19 protein-coding genes are annotated in these 18,020 nt (G+C 73.7%); 7 read left to right on the top strand and 12 right to left on the bottom strand.

Annotated elements, in window-relative coordinates; genetic code table 11:
- Window positions 1–348: hypothetical protein (locus tag FHX75_RS31005; protein ID WP_170285472.1), on the top strand; the 348-nt coding region annotated here is incomplete at its 5' end.
- Between the two features lie 6 nt (window positions 349–354).
- Here the strand turns inward: FHX75_RS31005 and FHX75_RS26990 are convergent.
- From FHX75_RS26990 to FHX75_RS26980, 3 genes are all read right to left on the bottom strand, one after another.
- Window positions 355–696 (bottom strand): MmcQ/YjbR family DNA-binding protein, encoded by a 342-nt coding sequence (locus tag FHX75_RS26990; RefSeq protein WP_154943138.1) that lies wholly within the window; start codon window positions 694–696, stop codon window positions 355–357.
- A 39-nt stretch (window positions 697–735) separates the two neighbouring features.
- Window positions 736–2,115, bottom strand: coding sequence for an NAD(P)/FAD-dependent oxidoreductase (locus FHX75_RS26985; RefSeq protein ID WP_211364597.1), 1,380 nt, complete (start codon window positions 2,113–2,115; stop codon window positions 736–738).
- A gap of 247 nt (window positions 2,116–2,362) precedes the next feature.
- On the bottom strand, window positions 2,363–2,797 hold the full coding sequence (locus FHX75_RS26980; RefSeq protein ID WP_154943137.1) for a winged helix-turn-helix transcriptional regulator: 435 nt from the start codon (window positions 2,795–2,797) through the stop codon (window positions 2,363–2,365).
- A gap of 110 nt (window positions 2,798–2,907) precedes the next feature.
- Here FHX75_RS26980 and FHX75_RS26975 point away from each other — a divergent pair, with 110 nt between their 5' ends.
- Both FHX75_RS26975 and FHX75_RS26970 read left to right on the top strand, forming a co-directional pair.
- Window positions 2,908–3,765, top strand: coding sequence for an SDR family oxidoreductase (locus FHX75_RS26975; RefSeq protein WP_154943136.1), 858 nt, complete (start codon window positions 2,908–2,910; stop codon window positions 3,763–3,765).
- A 206-nt stretch (window positions 3,766–3,971) separates the two neighbouring features.
- Entirely contained in the window at window positions 3,972–4,958 is a 987-nt protein-coding gene (locus FHX75_RS26970) for an L-dopachrome tautomerase-related protein (RefSeq protein ID WP_246158682.1), read from the top strand.
- A 158-nt stretch (window positions 4,959–5,116) separates the two neighbouring features.
- Here the strand turns inward: FHX75_RS26970 and FHX75_RS26965 are convergent, their stop codons facing one another.
- Window positions 5,117–5,239 (bottom strand): ribosomal protein bL36, encoded by a 123-nt coding sequence (locus FHX75_RS26965; RefSeq protein ID WP_154943135.1) that lies wholly within the window; start codon window positions 5,237–5,239, stop codon window positions 5,117–5,119.
- A gap of 206 nt (window positions 5,240–5,445) precedes the next feature.
- Window positions 5,446–6,159, bottom strand: coding sequence for a TetR/AcrR family transcriptional regulator C-terminal domain-containing protein (locus tag FHX75_RS26960; RefSeq protein ID WP_154943134.1), 714 nt, complete (start codon window positions 6,157–6,159; stop codon window positions 5,446–5,448).
- 107 nt (window positions 6,160–6,266) lie between these two features.
- Between FHX75_RS26960 and FHX75_RS26955 the strand changes: the two genes are divergently transcribed.
- Window positions 6,267–6,995: a DUF4386 domain-containing protein gene (locus tag FHX75_RS26955; RefSeq protein ID WP_154943133.1), complete on the top strand. Its 729-nt coding sequence runs from the start codon at window positions 6,267–6,269 to the stop codon at window positions 6,993–6,995.
- A 61-nt stretch (window positions 6,996–7,056) separates the two neighbouring features.
- On the opposite strand, the gene FHX75_RS26950 is transcribed toward FHX75_RS26955, so the two are convergent.
- Both FHX75_RS26950 and FHX75_RS26945 read right to left on the bottom strand, forming a co-directional pair.
- Complete coding sequence (locus tag FHX75_RS26950; RefSeq protein ID WP_246158680.1) at window positions 7,057–7,803, bottom strand: ABC transporter permease; 747 nt, start codon at window positions 7,801–7,803, stop codon at window positions 7,057–7,059.
- A gap of 64 nt (window positions 7,804–7,867) precedes the next feature.
- On the bottom strand, window positions 7,868–8,377 hold the full coding sequence (locus tag FHX75_RS26945) for a DinB family protein (protein WP_154943132.1): 510 nt from the start codon (window positions 8,375–8,377) through the stop codon (window positions 7,868–7,870).
- 117 nt (window positions 8,378–8,494) lie between these two features.
- Here FHX75_RS26945 and FHX75_RS26940 point away from each other — a divergent pair, with 117 nt between their 5' ends.
- Window positions 8,495–9,550: a nitronate monooxygenase gene (locus tag FHX75_RS26940; protein WP_154943131.1), complete on the top strand. Its 1,056-nt coding sequence runs from the start codon at window positions 8,495–8,497 to the stop codon at window positions 9,548–9,550.
- Between the two features lie 73 nt (window positions 9,551–9,623).
- The gene (locus tag FHX75_RS26935; RefSeq protein ID WP_246158677.1) at window positions 9,624–10,367 is read left to right on the top strand and encodes a GNAT family protein; all 744 of its coding nucleotides are present in this window, start codon (window positions 9,624–9,626) and stop codon (window positions 10,365–10,367) included.
- 4 nt (window positions 10,368–10,371) lie between these two features.
- On the opposite strand, the gene FHX75_RS26930 is transcribed toward FHX75_RS26935, so the two are convergent.
- From FHX75_RS26930 to FHX75_RS30995, 5 genes are all read right to left on the bottom strand, one after another.
- Window positions 10,372–10,818 carry an SRPBCC family protein gene (locus FHX75_RS26930; RefSeq protein ID WP_154943129.1) on the bottom strand — a complete coding sequence of 149 codons (447 nt, stop codon included), beginning with the start codon at window positions 10,816–10,818 and terminating at the stop codon, window positions 10,372–10,374.
- 117 nt (window positions 10,819–10,935) lie between these two features.
- A complete protein-coding gene (locus FHX75_RS26925) occupies window positions 10,936–11,397 on the bottom strand; it encodes a deaminase (protein WP_154943128.1) in 462 nt (153 codons plus the stop codon).
- Between the two features lie 383 nt (window positions 11,398–11,780).
- The gene (locus tag FHX75_RS26915; protein WP_154943127.1) at window positions 11,781–12,794 is read right to left on the bottom strand and encodes a glycosyltransferase; all 1,014 of its coding nucleotides are present in this window, start codon (window positions 12,792–12,794) and stop codon (window positions 11,781–11,783) included.
- Between the two features lie 112 nt (window positions 12,795–12,906).
- Window positions 12,907–15,273 carry a NucA/NucB deoxyribonuclease domain-containing protein gene (locus tag FHX75_RS26910; RefSeq protein ID WP_154943126.1) on the bottom strand — a complete coding sequence of 789 codons (2,367 nt, stop codon included), beginning with the start codon at window positions 15,271–15,273 and terminating at the stop codon, window positions 12,907–12,909.
- 183 nt (window positions 15,274–15,456) lie between these two features.
- Window positions 15,457–16,008, bottom strand: coding sequence for a hypothetical protein (locus FHX75_RS30995; protein ID WP_170285470.1), 552 nt, complete (start codon window positions 16,006–16,008; stop codon window positions 15,457–15,459).
- A gap of 187 nt (window positions 16,009–16,195) precedes the next feature.
- Between FHX75_RS30995 and FHX75_RS26900 the strand changes: the two genes are divergently transcribed.
- Window positions 16,196–18,016, top strand: a complete 1,821-nt coding sequence (locus FHX75_RS26900) for an FG-GAP-like repeat-containing protein (RefSeq protein ID WP_170285469.1) — start codon at window positions 16,196–16,198, stop codon at window positions 18,014–18,016.
- The last annotated feature ends 4 nt before the right edge of the window (window positions 18,017–18,020 follow it).

The raw sequence follows: 18,020 nt of genomic DNA, 5'->3' as shown, positions 1-18,020 counted from the left end.
CTGTGGGCCCCGGCCTTCGACCACCGGATCACCGCTTCGGTGTCGCACTGCGGCTGCATCCCGTACCGGTACTCGCTCACCCACGACACCGGGGTGCAGGCCGAGTTCGTCCTGCCCGGATTCGCCGCCGCGCACGACCTGGAGGACGTGCTCGCCCGGTACGGGCCGGCGTCGCTGCTCATCTCGGCCACCTCCGACGACCGGTGGAGCCGGGGCGCGGAGGAGCTGTTCGCCGGCGCCCGCTGGTTTCTCGGTGACCGGGTCGAGCTGGCGATGTACGAGGCGGGGCACGTGTTCACCGCGCCGATGCGGGAGCGCACCTACGCCTTCCTGCGGCAGCGGTGCTGACCGGCGTCAGGCACCCAGCCGCTGGCGCGCCAGGAACTTCGGCACGACCATCCGCCACGCCTCGGTCACCAGCTCGGTCATCTGGTCGTGGTCGAGCCGGTCGAGTCGGCAGCAGACCCAGTGGAAGCGCAGGTCGGACGCGCCCGGCAGGAAGAACACGTCCGGCTCGGCGGCGACGAGCCCGTCGCGTTCCTCCTTCGGGTAGCCGAAGCCCATCGTCGTCTCGTCGCGGGAGAACGCGACGTAGACGATGGCGCCCACCCGGAACTTCACCCGGTCGCGGATCAGGTGCTCGGTGGTGCGCGGCAACGTCAGTGCCAGCGACCGTACGTCGGCGACGGTGACCATGCGCCGACCGTAGCGGCGGGGGCCGACATCCCCGGACGCTCAGCGCTCCCGGGCCTGGTTGACCCGCACCGCCCGCAGCAGGGTGCGGGGAGCGGCGAGCGAGTTCGGGTGCCGGCGCATCTCGACGACGGCGTCGAAGCGCCGGGCGGTCACCGGGTCGGTCACCGACGCGGCGGTGATCTGGTCGGCCACCCATCGGGAGATCCGGTATCCCGGCGGGCGGGGGCCGGGCACCGACGGGCGGGCCAGGTCGGCGGAGGTGGACATCCCCCAGGCCGCGTCGACCACGACCCGCTGCAACGCGAGGAGCTCCCGGGCCGGGCGGCGCAGGTCGGCGCCGGAGCGGAGGTACTCCGAGAGGCAGGAGGCGTGCAGGGCCGCCGACGACATGCCCTGCCCGTAGATCGGGTTGAACGAGGAGACCGCGTCACCGACCGCGACCAGCCCGGCCGGCAGCCGGCGGAGGCGGTGGAAGTCCCGGCGCCGGCTGTCGGCCTGCCGGTAGGTCCGGACCGTCCCGAGCATCTCGTTGGCCACCACCCGGGCGAACTCCGGGGGGAAGTCCTCCCGGCACCGGCGGACGAGGTCGTCCGGGTCGCGGCCGGGCCGGTCGTCGCCGTAGCTGCCGAGCATCACGATCCACCGGTCGCCCTCGATGGCGGAGAAGGCGGCGCCTGCGATGTCGCCGCCCGCCGCGGCGGTGCAGCCGGCCAGCACCGCGACCGGCACCGGGTGCTCTTCGGTACGCCGGAACGTGGCGGTCGCGTAGTGCAGGTTGATCGCCATCCGGCGCATCGGGGGGCGTTCCCACCCGCCCTGCTCCAGCCAGTCGCCGAGGCGGCTCGACCGGCCGGTGGCGTCCACCACGAAGTCGGCGGGCGTGACGACCGGGCCGGTGGCGCTCTCGTGCCGTACCCCGGTGACGGAGGTGCCGGCGAAGTCCAGGCCGGTGACGCGCCCGGGCAGCAGGGTCACGTTGGGCAGCTCCAACGTGCGGCGGCGGAGCAGCTCCTCCAGGAAGGGCCGGCTCGCCGCGATCATGTCGACGTCCGAGCCCGGGACCTTGCGCTGGCCGTCGAGGTAGCTGCGGCGGGCGGCGGCGGGCAGCAGGACGGCACCCTCGGCCACGGCCTGGCGGGAGAAGCCGGGGAACCACCGGTCGATCTGGTCCCGGCCCGCCGGGAGCAGGACGTGCATCTGGGTGCCCTGCGGCACACCGGCCCGGTGTCCGGTGCCCGCGCCCAGCTCGTCCCGATCCACCACGAGCACGCTCTCGGCGTGCTCGGCGAGCACCCGGGCCGCCAGCAGCCCGGCCACGCTCGCGCCGAGCACCACGGCCCGGCCCATGATCACCGATGGCGGGGTCGCCGGCCCGGTGGCGCCGAGCCGGGCGAAGACGCGCGCGGGTGACTGGTACATCACGACCTCCCGGGGGGCGGCGGTCCGGGTGCCGGCGTCGTGGCGCGTCCGGGCGTCCCCGCGGGTGCGCGGGGAGGCCGGGCTGCGGACATCGACGGGGCAGGCCGAGCGGATTGGCTCTGCGGTGAGCCTCGCCGGCGAATCTAACCGTTCGGCCGCCCGCCGGCCTCCGTTAACGCTGTCGTCATTCCGACGCCGTCGCCGCAAACGGAACAAACTCCCCACCCGGCGCTTCCGCCGACCGGGCCTACTTCCGCCGGTTCCGGTCCGCCGCCGCCCGGTCGTACTCGGACTGGGCCGCCAGCACGGTGCCCAGCTCGCTCTCGACCAGCTCGATCAGGTCGATCAGCCGCTCGGCCACCCGGGCCCCGAGCGGGGTGAGGCTGTACTCGACGTGCGGCGGGATGGTCGTCTGCACGTCCCGCCGCACCAGGCCGTCCCGCTCCAGCGCCTGGAGCGTCTGGGACAGCATCTTCTCGCTGACCCCGTCAACGCGGCGGCGCAGCGCGTTGAACCGGTACGCGCCCTCGTGCAGCGCGGAGAGGGCCAGGATCCCCCACTTGCCGGCGATGTTCTCCAGCGTGCGACGCGAGCCGCACCCACGGGCGAAGACGTCCGCGACGAGCTGGTCGTCGGCGTCCCTGGCGTCCGCTCCGCCGGGGTTGGTGAGGGGAGCAGTCATGGCTCGACGGTACCCGGCCGACACCCTCCGATCCACCGCACTTACTTCGGGTTGGCACTTTCCAAAAGTTAGTGCATGCTTCAAGGCACCCGTCATCCCGAGGAGCAACCATGATCGTCGTAACCGGAGCCACCGGCCTGCTCGGCCGCCTCGTCGTCACCGAACTGCTCGACCGCGGCGTTCCCGCCCAGCAGATCGTCGCCGCGGTCCGCACCCCGGAGAAGGCCGCCGACCTGGCCGCCCGGGGCGTGCTCGTGCGGGAGGCCGACTACGACCGCCCCGAGACCCTGACCGGCGCCCTCGCCGGCGCCGAGCGCCTGCTGCTCGTCTCGGCCAACGAGGTCGGGCGGCGGGTCGCGCAGCACCGCGCCGTCATCGACGCCGCCGTGGCCGCCGGGGTACGCCTGATCGCGTACACCAGTGTCCTGAAGGCCGACACCGCCACCTTCGGACTCGCCGCCGAGCACCAGGCGACCGAGGAGCTGATCCGGGCCTCCGGCCTGCCGTACGTGCTGCTGCGCAACGGCTGGTACACCGAGAACTACACCGGCCACCTGGCCACCACGCTCCAGCACGGCGCGGTCCTCGGCAGCGCCGGTGCCGGCCGGGTCGCCGCCGCCACCCGCGCCGACTACGCCGCCGCCGCTGCCGCCGTCCTGACCGGCGACGGCCACCAGAACGCGGTCTACGAGCTGGGCGGCGACGAGCCGTTCACCATGGCCGAACTCGCCGCCGAGATCACCCGGCAGAGCGGCACCGAGGTGGTCTACCGCGACCTGCCGGCCGAGGAGTACGCGACGGCGCTGGTCGCCGCCGGCCTGCCGGAGCCGTACGCGGCAACGCTGGCCGAGTGCGACCGGGGCATCGCCCGGGGCGAGCTGACCACCGACAGCGGTGACCTGCGCCGCCTCGCCGGCCGCCCCACCACCACCCTCGCCGACGCGGTCGCGGTGGCGCTCAAGGGCTGATCCCCTTCAGTGCCGGTGGCCGGGGTGCGCCCCGGCCACCGGCACCCGCGCCGAGCACGTGGTGATTCGGGCGTTTGCGGCGGCGGGCGGCGGGAAGGACCGACCTCCACCTGCCGAACGGAGATGACGTCGATGGAGGACCTGGTCCACCGGTGCCCGCGCACCCTCGCGGCGCGAGCCAGCGGGCGGACGCGACGGACCACGCCGTGACCGGGCCGGTGGCCGACGAGCCGCTCGGTGAGCTGGAACTCGTGCACCGCTTCACCGGGCCGATGCCGACCGGGGTCAGCGTCTCGCACACCGGCCGCGTCTTCGTCAACTTCCCGCAGTGGGGCGACGAGGTGCCGGCGACGGTGGTCGAACTGCGCGACGGCGCGGAGGTGCCCTTCCCGGACCAGCGGTGGAACAGCCCGTCCGGCGACGACGACGCGACGGGGTTCGTGTCGGTGCAGAGCATCGTGGTCGACCCCGCCGACCGGCTCTGGGTGCTCGACACCGGCAGCCCGATGTTCCGACCCACCGCCCCCGGCGGGCCGAAGCTGGTCCGGGTGGACCTGGACACCGACAGCGTCGGCCAGGTCATCACCTTCCCGACCGACGTGGCGCTGCCCACGACGTACCTCAACGACGTGCGCTTCGACCTGCGGCGCGGCGAAGGCGGCACCGCCTACATCACCGACTCCTCCCACTCCGGCCCGAACGGGATCATCGTGGTGGACCTGGCCTCCGGGGCGTCCTGGCGGCGGCTGCACGACCACCCGTCCACCAAGGCCGAGCCGCTGGCGACGTTCCGGCCGGTGGTCGAGGGCCGGCCGTTGCTGGAGCGCCCCGCCGACGGCCCGCCGAAGCCGATCGCGATGGGCTCGGACGGCATCGCCATCTCGCACGACGGCGCCCGGCTGTACTACTGCCCGCTCGCCTCACGGCACTGGTACAGCGTGTCCACCGACGCGCTCGCCGACCCGGCGGTCGACGACGGCCTGGTCGCCGCGTCCGTGGCCCACGAGGGCGACAAGGGCGGCGGCTCCGACGGGCTGGAGTCCGACGATGCCGGCCGGCTGTACCTCACCTCGTACGAGCCAACGCCGTGCTGCGCCGCCGCGCCGACGGCGAGTACGAGACGCTGGTCCACGATCCCCGGCTGCTCTGGCCCGACACGATGTCAATCGCCACCGACGGGTACCTCTACGTGACCGCCAACCAACTGCACCGCCAGCCGACGTACCAGCGTGGCCAGGACCTGCGGCGCAAGCCGTACGCCCTGTTCCGGACCCGGATCGACGCCGGACCGGTGCTGCTGCGCTGACGTCGGGCCCGCGGGCGGGCCCCGCGCGCCGCGCGGGGCCGCCACTCAGCCCTGCCGCGCCTTCTGGCGCGGGTCGGCCTTGTTGAGCACGAACAGCTTGCCTCGGCGGCGGACCACGATCGAGTTCGCCTTCTGCTTCAACGACCGCAGGGAGCTTCTGACCTTCATTCCGAGCCATCCCTTCCTGTGGTGACGCGCAGCCGTGACCGGTCGCCGGTCGGCCGGCACGAGGCGGCCCCGGCGCCGGGACGTCGTCACCCGGGCCGTCGGCACACCGCGGCTGGTGTACCCGACCCGGCAACGGGCATTCGCCGTACCCACGGTGGGCCGCGACCGGGTGCTCACCGGACCGCCCGGGGTGGCCGGGCGCGGGCCTACGACCGGTTTTGGCTCCGCTGGGTGGCGGTGGAGCTCCACCCCTGCCGCCGGAGTCGGTCGAACCCGTCCAGCAGGAGGTCGAGAGCGAACTCGAACTCGAACTGGTCGTCACAGCCGGGACCGACGACGGACCGCCCGTCGTGGTCGGCCCGCGACGCGACCTCCGCGATGTGGGGATACCTGCGCGACATCTCCCGCAGCGCGGCCGCCTGCGTGCCCGGGTCAGGGCCCGGTGCGCCGTCGTCGAACAACTCCTGGCTGAACCCGAGGACGCGGCTCCCGAGCGCGTGCATCACATGGTGCGTGAGGTCGACGGAGAGACCGCCGGCCCGGAACATCCCGATCATCGAGTCGAGGTACGCCAAGGTGGCCGGCGTCGGCCGGGTACGTGACTCGATCACCCGCGACGCCCACGGGTGACGCAGGAGCGCCTGTCGGGCGGACAGGATCCGCTGCCGCACGGCGCTCTTCCAGTCGACGTCCGGGTCCGGCGGGTCGATCTCCCCGACGACCACGTCGGCCATGCCGTCCAGCAGCTCTTCCTTGTTCGCGACGTGCTTGTAGAGCGCCATCGGCACGACGCCGAGCTCCTGCGCGAGCCGGCGCATGCTGAGCGAGTCGATCCCGGTGGTGTCGGCGAGCGCGACGGCGGCGCGCAGCACCCGGTCGGTGTTCAGCGGGCGACGCGCGGCCTCGCTCTGCTCGGTCACCGGCTCGCCCTTCCCACTTCCGCTTGACAGGTGTACAGCGTACACCTAGGGTTCCGTGCGTACTCAGGTGTACGGCGTACACCTGCCGGCCGCGGACAGGAGTCGACATGAGCCCCACGAGAAGGACCGCGGTGACCGCGGGAGTGTTCTTCCTGATCACCGAGATCGCCGCGATCGCAGGGCTGCTGCTCTACCGCCCCGTGCTCACCGACGCCGACTACGTCCTCGGGGCGGGCGCCGCCCCTCGGGTGCTGCTCGGCGGGCTCTTCGAGCTGATCCTCGTCGGCGCCATCGTCGGCACGGCGGTCACGCTCTACCCGGTCGTCCGGCGGCAGCACCACGCCGCCGCTCTCGGCTACCTCTGCGTACGCGTCCTGGAGGCGGTCGTCATCGTCGTGGGCATCCTCAGCGTCCTGTCGGTGGTGACGCTGCGCCGGGACGTCGCCGGGACGGCCGGCACCGACGACGCCGCACTCGTCACCGCCGCCCGGGCACTCGTCGCCCTCCACGACTGGGCGTTCCTGCTCGGTCCCAACGTCGCGCTCGGGGCCAACAGCCTGCTGCTCGCCCACCTGCTGTACCGGTCGCGGCTGGTGCCCCGGCCCATCGCCGTGCTGGGGCTGATCGGCGGGCCGCTCATCTGCGCCTCGGCGACCGCCGTGCTGTTCGGGCTCTACGAGCAGGTCTCCACCTGGGGCTCGCTCGCCGCGCTGCCCGTGTTCGCCTGGGAGGTCAGCCTCGCCGGGTACCTCATCCTCCGGGGCTTCGCGCCGGCCACCGCCTCCGGCGGCGACGTCCCGACGGCCCCGGTACGCGCCGAGCTGTCGGCCGGGTGAGCGGTCCGGCCGGGTGGCGCCGAGGATCGCCGGCGGGCAGCCGCGGCACCGGCCCGGCCGGTCACGGCGTCGGACGCAGCCGCCCGCGGGCCACCAGCTCGACGGTCAGCACCACCGCGACCGCCTCCACGGCCAACAGCCCGACCAGGACGACCAGCTGGGTGATCCCGGCGGCGAGCGGACCCGCCCCGCCGAGCAGCATCCCGACGAAGGCGCCGGGCAGGGTCACCAGGCCCACCGTGCGGGTCTGGTCCAGCGCCGGGATCAACGCCTGGCCGGCCGCCGGACGGCAGACCAGCAGCACCGCGTCGCGGGGCAGCAGCCCCAGCGCCAGGGCCGCCTCCACCTCACCCCGGCGGCCGGTCAGCTCGTCCAGGGCCCGCCGGCCGGCCAACGAGGTGGCGGTCATCGCGCCGCCGATCAGGATCCCGGCGACCGGGATGACCGCGATCCCGCGCGCCGGCACCAGGCCCGCCAGCAGCAGACCCAGCACGACGGAGAGGCTGCCGGCCACGATCGGCACGGCGGCCCACCACCCGCGCGCCCCGCCGGTGATCCGCCGGCCGGAGGTGCCCGCCGCGACCGCGCACATCACGACCACGAAGGCGGCGGTGGCCCACAGCGACGCCACGATGGCGGCGATCAGCAGCGACACCGCCGCCAACTGGACCGCCGCGCGGACGGCGGCGACCACGATCTGGCGGCCGTGCCCGAGCCGGCCGACGGTGGCCACGGCCGCCGCCACGGCGGTCAGCACGACCAGGGTCACCGCCAGCTTCGGGCCGACCACCAGCATCGTCGACGACATCGGGTCAGTCTGCCGCGACCCCGCGCGCTCCGCGCGGCACCGCTCACCCGGGCTCGGCGACGGGTCAGCGGGCGGGCTCGGCCCCGGCGGCGCGGGTGATGTCCAGCAGGTGGTGTTCGGTTTCGTGGATCGTGTGCTGGCCGAGCCAGAGCAGCGTCCGGGCCCGGGGTTCCGGCCACGGGTAGACGCCGGTGCGGGCGAGGTCCGCCTGGTCGAGTGCGGAGAACCGGGTCGCCAGGTCGGTCGCGGCGGTGGCCAACGCGGCGAGCACCACCGTCGGGTCCTGTTCGTTGTAGGCGTCGGTGACGGCGCGTTCGTCGCGTCCCATCGGGGTGAACTCCGGCTGGTCGACGGTGAGCGCCAGGACCAGCCGATCGGTCTGGACCCGCAGCACGTCCCGGACGTGGCAGGTGTACTCCAGTGGCGACCACACCCCCTCGGCCGGTCGCCGCCGCAGGTCCTGCACCCCGCCCAGCGCGGTCGCGTACCGCTCACCGACCGCGGCCAGGAGCCGCGGCAGGTCGGCGGCGGAGACGCCGGCGTAGTCGAAACCGCACTCGTCGCATCGATCCACCCGCTGAGGCTAACGGCACCACCACGAGGAGGGGACCCCACGGCGGCCGGCGGCGACGGAACACCCGCCTCGGGCTGCGACGTCGTGGGAGCGACGGCGATCCGGCAGGATGGGTGGATGTCCGTGCTGTCCGTGTTGCCTCGCCCGATCGTCGCCGCGCCGATGGCCGGCGGCCCGTCGACACCGGCCCTCGCGGCGGCCGTCTCGGCCGCGGGTGGCCTGGGCTTCCTGGCCGCCGGGATGATCAGCGCCGACCGGCTCGCCGCCGACGTGGCCGAGGTCCGTACCCGCACCGACCGCCCGTTCGGCGTCAACGTCTTCCTGCCGGACGCGAGCGGCGGTGCGGTCGACGAGGCCGCCGTCCGGGCGTACGCCGAGCGGCTCGCCCCGGAGGCCCGGCGGCACGGGGTGACGCTCGGCGAACCGGTCGGCGGCGACGACGCGTACCCGGAGAAGCTGGCCGCCCTGCTCGCGGACCCGGTGCCGGTGGTGTCCTTAGTGTTCGGGCTGCCCGACCGGGCGGCGGTGGCCGCCCTGCGGGAACGGGGCACCGAGGTCTGGGCCACGGTCACCAGCCCCGACGCCGCCTCCGAAGCGGTCGGGCTCGGCGTGGACGCCGTCGTCGTGCAGGGCACCGAGGCCGGCGGGCACCGCGGTGGCCTGCCGGACGACGACGACTACGGGGTGCTGCCCCTGCTCCGGCTGGTCGCCGCCCGCTGCGACCGGCCGCTGGTGGCCGCCGGCGGCATCGCCGACGGCGCCGGGGTGGCGGCCGTGCTGACCGCCGGTGCCACCGCCGCCCAGCTCGGTACGGCCTTCCTGCGCTGCCCGGAGGCGGGCACCTCCCCGATGCACCGGGCGGCGGTGGCCAGCACCGCGCCGACCGCGCTGAGCCGCGCGTTCACCGGGAAGCGGGCGCGTGGGGTGGTCAACGACTTCCTTCGCCGGCACGACGGGTCGGCACCCGTCGGCTACCCGCAGGTCCTGCACCTCACCCGCCCGCTGCTGGCCGCCGCCAAGGGCAGCGGGGACGCCTCGGTGGCGAACCAGTGGGCCGGTCAGGCGCATGCCCTGGCGACGGAGACGCCGGCGGGTGATCTGGTGGCCGAGCTGACCGCCGGGGCCAGGGCCGCGCTGACGGCGGCCGTCGAGAGGTCCGCCGCCTGGGGCTGAGCAGCCACGGCCGTCCCGGGTGGGCCGTGAAATGGGATGCGCCGCCCCGGTGGCCGCCCTACGGTGTCCCTCCGTGACGATCGACATCATGAGCCTGGCGGACCGCCCGGACCTCGCTGCCCTGCTCGACGAGGACTTCGACGGGGCGTGGCCGCAGTTCATGCTCTGGGATCCGATGGGTGGCATCTACTACAACGTCGCCCACGACCTCTATCCCGAGTTCGTGTTCGCCGCCGTCGACTCCGCCGAGCCCGGGCGCGCCGTCGCGAAGGCGTACGCCGTGCCGCTGCGCTGGACCGAGCCGGAGCTGCCGGACGGCGGCTGGGACCGGGCGATCCAACGGGCCACCGTCACCCGCCTCACCGGGGCCACCCCGAACATCGTGTCGGCCATCGAGATCTGCGTCCGACCCGACCGGCGCGGCGCCGGGTTGTCCGCCCGGATGCTCGCCGCCATGCGGCAGGCCGTCGCCGAACAGGGGTACGACACCCTGGTCGCCCCGGTCCGCCCGAGCGGCAAGCACACCGACCCCGAGCTGCCGATGACCGAGTACGCGGCCCGGGTCCGCGACGACGGCCTGCCCGTCGACCCGTGGCTGCGGGTGCACGTGCGCGCGGGCGGACGCATCGAGCGGGTGGCCACCCGATCGATGATGATCAGCGGCAGCCTCGAGGACTGGCGCCGCTGGACCGGCCTGCCGTTCGACACGAGCGGACCGGTGCACGTGCCGGGCGCTCTGGTGCCGGTGCACTGCGACGTGGCGCACGACCACGCCGTCTACGTCGAGCCCAACGTCTGGGTCCGGCACCGGCTGTAGGCGGCTAGGCGACTCCTGTCTCGAGCCGCTCCTTCAGGTGCCGGTAGCTCGCCGGCGCGCCCTTCGCCGCCAGCCGGCGGACCATCGGCACGAGCGGCACACCGACCCCGTGTCCGGCGAAGTCCAGGGCGAACGTCACGCGCGATCGCGCGCCCTGGTCCAGAGGCTCCACGGTGACGGTCACGCTCGGCCTGATCGGCCCGTCGACCCCGTGCACGGCCCACCGGCCGGGCGGACTGTCCTCGGTCACCTCCTGGGTCATGGTGCGCTCGACCCCGCCGATCCGGCGGGTCGTAGTGAACCGGGTGCCCAACCCACTCGGGCCACCCGACTCCAGGCGTACGCCCACGACGTCGTGCTGCCACTCGGCGAACCGCGTGGGATCGGTGACGTACGCGAACACCTCGTCCGGCGGCCGGTCGATGTCGATGGTGGAGACGGCGGCGGTCATGGCTCCTCCTGCTCGTGCTGACGCGGCGGGTCGAGGTTGTCCCGCCCACCACTCATGACACACCGAAAGCGGGGGATGTGACCGGCCGGTTCGCCGCCGCGTCCGCCATGCCAGGGCTCAGGCGCCCGGCACATCCATGACGTACCCGTTGATCGCACGTACCTGGTCCGCGAGGTCCGGCAGCTCGACCACCTCGACGCCCGCCGCCGCCAGCAGCTCGACCCCCTGGCAGTCCACGAAGATCGGCGGTTCCCGCATCGCCAGCACGACCCGACGGATGCCCGCGGCCAGGATCAGCCCGGTGCAGGTGGGCGACCGGTGCTGACGCGCGCTGCACGGTTCCAGGGAGCTGTAGATCGTCGCTCCGGACAGGTCGACCCCGCGGAGCTTGGCCAGCGCGGACTCCTCGGCGTGCACATGGGAATCGGTCTCCCGGGAGTACCCCCGCGCCAGCTCGGTCCCGTCGCGGCCGACCACGATCGCGCCGACCGCGTACGCGGTGACCTTCGGCGGGCACCGCCGGGAGAGGTCGATCGCATCCTGGAGCCAGCGGCGGTCGAGGGCGGGCGGCGGGGTCATGGGGTGCCGAACCGTTCCGACAACGCACACCGCAGCAGCACCACGTCCCCCATCTCGCGTACCTCGCCCGGGCGGGCCCGGTGGTCCGGCTGCCGACCTGGACCGCCGGCGACGAAGCGGCGCGCCGGGCGGTCCGCCACGAAGAACGGGGCCAGGCACCAGGTGCAGCTCGTCGGCCGGACCTGCCTCGACGAACTGAGTGTGCATCGTCGCGCCGCCTTCGACCATGAGCCGGCGCACGACCCGCTCGGACGAAGTACCGCGTCGTCGGCTCCAGGTCGGCCCGGCCCGGTGACGGTGACCCTCACCGGTGGCGAGGGCAGCCCGCGCGACGCGCACCGCGCCGGCACCGTCGATCGTCCCGGCCGCGAGAGCGCCTTTTCTCACCCGCGCGAATGATCGGGCAGGTGGCGGGCCACCTCGGCCGGGGAGGGCATCCGCGCGATCTCCTCGGCGATCGCGCGGGCGGCGTCCCGGTGGTCGGTCCGCCCGGCGCGCGGCAGGAGCCGGCGGGCGTGCTCGGCGATGGCCGTGGCGCTCGCCTCGTCGCCGAGCAGGCGCAGCGCGGCGCCGGCCGCGCTGACCGCTTCGGCGTTGGCGAACTGGTCGGCGCCCTGCGGCAGGATCAGCTGTGGGACGCCGGCGGCGAGCGCGCCGAGGGTGGTGCCGCTGCCGCCGTGGTGCACGACGAGATCGGCGTGCGGCAGTAGCTGCGCCTGCGGCACCCAGCGCCGCACGCTGACGTTGTCCGGCACGTCCCCGAGCTGGTCCAGGGGCACCCGGCCGGTGGCGACCACCACGCGCGCGTCCAGCGCGGCCAGCCCCTCGATGGCCGCGCTCAGCAGCTCCAGGGTGCCGAATGCCGTGCCGAGCGTCAGGTAGATCAGCGGCAGGGACCTGCGGTGGCTGTCCCAGGCGGGCAGCGCCGCCGGCGTCGAGTACGCGACGGGCCGCAACTCGATCCGGTCCGCGGTGGCGAGAAAGCGCTCGTCCTGCAACGACGGTGGGCAGATGTCGACGTGCGGGCGCCCGGCGGCCTCGGCGTTCCGGGTGGGCAGTTCCAGGCCGATGCCCTCGGGGATCATCCGCCCGAAGCCGTGCCAGATTCCCGGGATGCCGGCCCGATGGGCGGCGACGGCCGCTCCCGGCACGCCCCATTCGTGTACGACGAGGTCGGGCTCCAATCGGGCGAGTTCCGGTGCCAGGTCCTCGGCGTAGATCTCGTAGAACGCGTCCGCGGGACGGAAGGGGCGCAGGCCGTTCGCGGCGAGCGGTGCGTGCACCTCCTCGCCGACGGCGAAGTGCACCTCGTGTCCGGCCTCCCGGATGGCCACCGCCAGTGGGATCAGCGGATAGGTGTGACCGACCGATGCGAGGCTGGCGAACAGTACGCGCATTCCGACGAAGGTACGCCGCGCCTCCGGGCACCTCGCGGCCCCCGGGGTCGACACCGGCGGGTCGCGTCATGGACGTGACCCGCCGGTGCCTGACCTGCCGAAACGTGGACGGCTACTCGTGCACCTGCACCGACCCGGCACCCAACGGCTGGAGATCGGCGACGTCCAGGTCGTAGCCGGCCGAGGCGCGGTTGTCGTACCGCGTCTGCGTACCCGGGTGGTCGCCGGCCGACAGCGGCCAGACGACGAGCCGCAGCTTGTCCGGGTCGTCGTAGCCGTACGCCACGAAGCCGTACCCCGCCTCGCCGCCGACGGTGGCGGTGCCCTTCACCGCCACCTTCGAGTCGGGCGTCACCACGAGCCACTCCAGGGCCGTCGAGTCCAGGCTGAAGCCGGCCCCGTCCAGGCTGGCGCTCACCTTGCCGCCACCCGGCACCGGCCCGCTCTCGCCCGGCTTGTACATCGGGTTGAGGGTGACGTGCAGCCGGCCGGCGGCCGTCGGGGCCGAGGTCAGCGCGCCGGCGGGCGAGTCGAGCCAGGCGCCGGTGGTGGCGAACCCGCCCTCCGGGTCGTAGACGACGATCATGGTGTGGGACAGCTCGCTGTCACCGTCGTCGTCGGTGATGGTCACGGCGATCGTGTCCATCCCGGCGTGCTGGTAGGTGTGCGGACGATCGCAGTTGTCCTCCCGCGCCGGGTACCGGTCCTCGCTGCCGTCGTCCCACACCACCACGCAGGTCTGGGTGTCGTTGCCGCCCGGATCGTCGTACGGCGCGGTGAGCTGGACCGGCTCACCGGCGCGGTGCGTCGACCACGGTTCGGGGCGCAGCAGGCTGCCGCCCTCGTCGGCGGCGCTGGGCGCGAAGTCGGGCAACTGCCGGCCGATCCGGGGCCCGACGTTGCGGATCTCGGCGACCAGTTCGTCGCTGACCGGCATGTTGACGCCGTCGTCCGCCGTCAGGGTGACGGTGAACGAGCCGTCGTCGTTGCAGACGAACGTGGTGGAGGTGCCGTCGGGGTCGCTGAAGGTGCAGACGGTGCCGGGGTCGACCGGCCCGCGCGGGGTGTAGCTCCAGTGCACGTCCGGCGGGCCCTGCGCGTCCTCGGCGGAGCCGTTCAGCTGCACGTCGGCGCCCTCGAAGCCGACCAGATCGTCGCCGGCCCAGACCTCCGGCGGCATGTCCCGGCCCGGGCCGTCCTCGATCGGCCCGTCGGTCGTGGAGACCCAGAACTCGTCCCCGTCGATCACCCGGTTGGCCACGTAGAAGGACTGCAGCCGGCGCCCGCCGGCGGTGTTGTGCTCCAGCGGCACGTGGCCGACCGCCGTGTTGGCCCGACCGATCTCGGCCGAGCCCTGGTACGTCGACTGGTACGGGTACTCGTCGCAGGAGTCGTTCGGTACGGCCGGGTCCTTGCGGAAGTCGCCACAGCTCGCCTGGTAGTTCTTCGCCTTGCGGTCCTTGTCCGTCAGGCGCTGCAACGGCTTCGGGTCCTCCCCCGGCTGGGACAGGTGCCGGGCGCCGTAGTGGTCCGGGGTGGTGTGCTGCGCCTGCTCCACGAACTCGGCGTGCAGGCGGTGGTCCGAGTTGGCGTTCTTGCTGAGCACCAGCTCCGGCTGGATGTCGTCGTACACGCAGCCGCCCTCGAGCGGCGTCTCCGGCAGTTCCGAGTCGCAGCGGTTCTCGAACTCGATGGCGGTCCAGGCGCGGGTGATGCCGGTTTCCAGGTGCAGGAAGGTCAGGTCGGTGTCGGCCGAGCCGTACTTCCGCTCGTCCGCCCCGCCGGGGCGGCCCATGTCCCAGGAGCCGCGCAGCCACTTCCCTTCGGTGAGGAGGATGTAGCGGGTCTCGGCGGGCGTGCTGACGTCACAGTTGAGGCCGCACCAGCCCTGCGCGTTGAGGTAGGTGCTGAGCACGGCCAGGCCGGTCACCCGCGACACGTACATCTGGATGGTGTGGGTCCACGTGCGGCGCTTGTTCGACAGCTCCTCCCACTCCCAGTACGACAGCCAGGCCTCGCCCAGGGGGATGTTCTCCGGCCGCTTGTACACCGTGAACAGGAACGTGTCGGCGTGACACTCCCGCATCCGCTGGTAGGTGGCCAGTTGATCCAACTGGCACCAGCGCGGTACCGGCCCGTTCTCCACGTTCCAGTCGGAGGCCGCCAGCGACGTGACGCCCGCCGTCGTCCCGGCCGTCGACGGATTCGGCGGTACCAGGCTCGGGTCGGCCGGTGCCCGACGGATGCAACCGACGACCCCGGGCTCCTCGGCGGGCGTGGCGAGCACGTCGGCGCAGTCGGCCGGGCTCTGCGCGGCGGGCTTGTCCCGGGTCGCCGCCGCCGGGTCCGCCGGTGCGACGATCTCGCTCGGCTGCTGCTCGCGCAGGGCGTCGAGGTCCGGCGTGCCGGCGGTGATGGTGGCCTGCCCACCCGACGGCGACGGCTCGGCCGCCCGCGCCGGGGTGGGTGTGACCGCCATAAGGACAACGGTCGCCAGCACGACAACCGGATGGCGCAACGAACGAATCATGCGTGGCCTCCCGTAACACAGCAATCGATCGTTGTCGCTCAGTCTCGATCGACGCGCGGAATCACGGGGGGCACCGGCAGGTTGCGGCGCGGTGCCAGCGTGAACAGTCACTTCAAGACATATGCCGGTAGATCATTCGATGGGCTCGGTCCACGCCTTCAGCCGGCGGGGTTCCACCGGGTCGGCCGTCGGCCACAGCCGCACCCGCCACCGGTCGCCCGGTCGGGTGGAGCCGGGCCAGCCCCGCGACACGAATCCCCGGCCCGCGACCTGGATCCGGTACCGGCCGGGCGGTACCGGGCAGTGCAGCCGCGCCGCGGTCGGGGAGTCGAACAGCAGCAAGCCGTCGACGTCGACGTCGAGCCCGGCCTCGAACGCCTCCTCCCAGTCGGCGAGATCGTCGGCCGGTGCCGCGGCGGTCACCTCCACCCGGATCGGCATGGCGACGTTGGCCTGGTGGGGCGAGAGCACCAGCACGCTCTGACCGTCACCGGCGATGCCCGCCCCCTGCTGCGCGCGCCGGAACAGCGCGTCGTCGGGCGGGTCGGCGGGACTGCCCCCACGGATGACGAACTGCCCGTACCACATGTCCATCACGAGGTCGTGTGCGACGACGAGTTCGGCTCCGGCCACCGGCACAGTGTGCGGCATCCGGGCCCGACCGGCGGCGACCACGACGGTCACGGCGGCGCACGGATCAGCGCCGGCCGACTTCCAGATGCCCCCGCCCGGCCACGGCCGGTCGCCGAGAGGCCTGCCAGGACACCGGATCCCGCGACAGCAGCCTGCCGCCGGCGCCGGGATTCCTGGTGCCCCCCACCCGGGCGGACGGCGTGTCATCATGACGCCCATATCGCGGGGGGAGAAATTCGTGCGCGCGTACCGGTTGGTGGGCAGTGCCGCGGTCCTGGGTGGACTGGTCGCGGCGAGCATGACGGCGAGCACCCCGGGCCCGGGTCCGGGCGTACCGACCTCGTACCTCGACCCGACGGTGGTGGGCGCCGCCCAGCCGGCCCAGCCGGCCCGGCCGGGCCCGGTCGGCGCCCGCCTCGCGCCGACGGGCGCGGCCGCGGAGCGCGGCACCGCGCAGGACGCCACGGCGTCCGGTGGTACGACGCGGACGCCGAGCGTGACGGGGGCCGTGAAGCCGGTGCCCGAGAACCCTGTCGGCCGTCATTTCCGGCCGATCACCGGGCTCAACGAGGTGCGCAGCGACTTCAACGGCGACGGTCGACCGGATCTCGCCGTGGCGGAGCTGCGCAAGGTGGTCAACGGCGGGCAGAGCGGCGCCGTCCACGTGCTCTTCGGCGATCCCAGGGGTGGTTTCACCAACGCGGGCAGCCAGTACTTCGACCACACGACGCCGGGCATGCCGACCGACGAGGGCTCGCCCGACCCGCACGGCGAGATCAACGACTTCGGCCGCGCGCTCGGCTCCGGCGACTTCGACCACGACGGCTTCGCCGACCTCGCGATCGGCAGCGTGCACGACCGGTTCCGCATCCTCTACGGCGGTCCGTCGGGACTGACCACCGCCGAGGCCCGGATGATCCGGCTCGCCGACGTGGCGCCGGAGGCCGACGTCCCCGGCGAGGGCGTCACCGGCGAGAACCTGTTCGGCTCCGCCTTCACGGTGGGCGACTTCAACGGGGACGGCACCGACGACCTCGTGACCGGGGCACCCCGCGCCGGCCGTCCCTGGGTCGGTGGCGTCGCGCTGTTCCGCGGTACGCCCGGCGGGCTGAGTCCCGCCGCCGCCCAGTACGTCCCCGGCAACGCGGCCGGCCTGCCCGTCCGCCCGGAGACCGACGGCTTCGGTGCCGTGCTGGCTGCGGCGGACTTCGACAACGACGGCCGCGACGACCTCGCGGTCGGCTTCCAGCGTGACCATTTCGGGTCGGTGTCCTTCGCCGGTTCGGTGGTCATCCTGCCCGGAGCGGGCGACGGTCTCAGCATCGCCCGGGCCCAGCTGTTCTACCAGGACTCTCCGGGCATGCCGGACGTCGCCGAGTACGGTGACGGCTTCGGTCATGCCCTCGCCGCCGGCGACCTCACCGGAGACGGCTACGCGGACCTTGTGGTGAATGCCCAGCGCGAAGGCTTCAGCTCCAGCACCCCGAACCGGGGCGGCTCGGTCACCGTGCTGCGTGGCTCGTCCACCGGTCTCACCGTCAACGGCGTGCAGTACTGGACGCAGCAGAGCCCGGGCGTCCCGGGCAGCGACGACCCGTCGGCGTACTTCGGGACGGAACTCGCGTTCGGCGACTTCGACAACGACGGTCGGGGCGACGTCGCCGTCGCGAGCCCGCAGGAGACCGTCGGGGGTGTCGCCGGGGCGGGCGCGATCACGGTCTTCCGGGGCAGCGCACAGGGGCTCACCACCACCGGGCTGCGCAGGCTGGACTGGAAGACACCGGGTGTACCGGCGAGCGCCGGCAGTCCGTACTTCTACCTCGGCGACGTCCTGCGTACGGTGCGCCAGCCCGACGGCGCCGCCGGCCTCGTCGTGGGTTGCTGGAACACGACGGTCAACGGGTTGCAGCGGGCTGGCGCGGTGATGGTCGTCCGCAGCACGCCGGCGACGCCGGAGGCGCCCGGCGGGGTCACGGCCAACGGCCTGAGGACGTGGTCGGCGGCCGACCTGCCGGTCGGTCCCGAGGCTTTCGCGGGCTTCGGCATGCATCTCGGCTAGCGGT

The organism is Micromonospora palomenae (assembly GCF_007829925.1).
Lineage (GTDB): Bacteria > Actinomycetota > Actinomycetes > Mycobacteriales > Micromonosporaceae > Micromonospora > Micromonospora purpureochromogenes.
The sequence above is the reverse complement of the archived record's forward strand: the minus strand, read 5'-3'. Positions and strand labels throughout refer to the sequence as shown.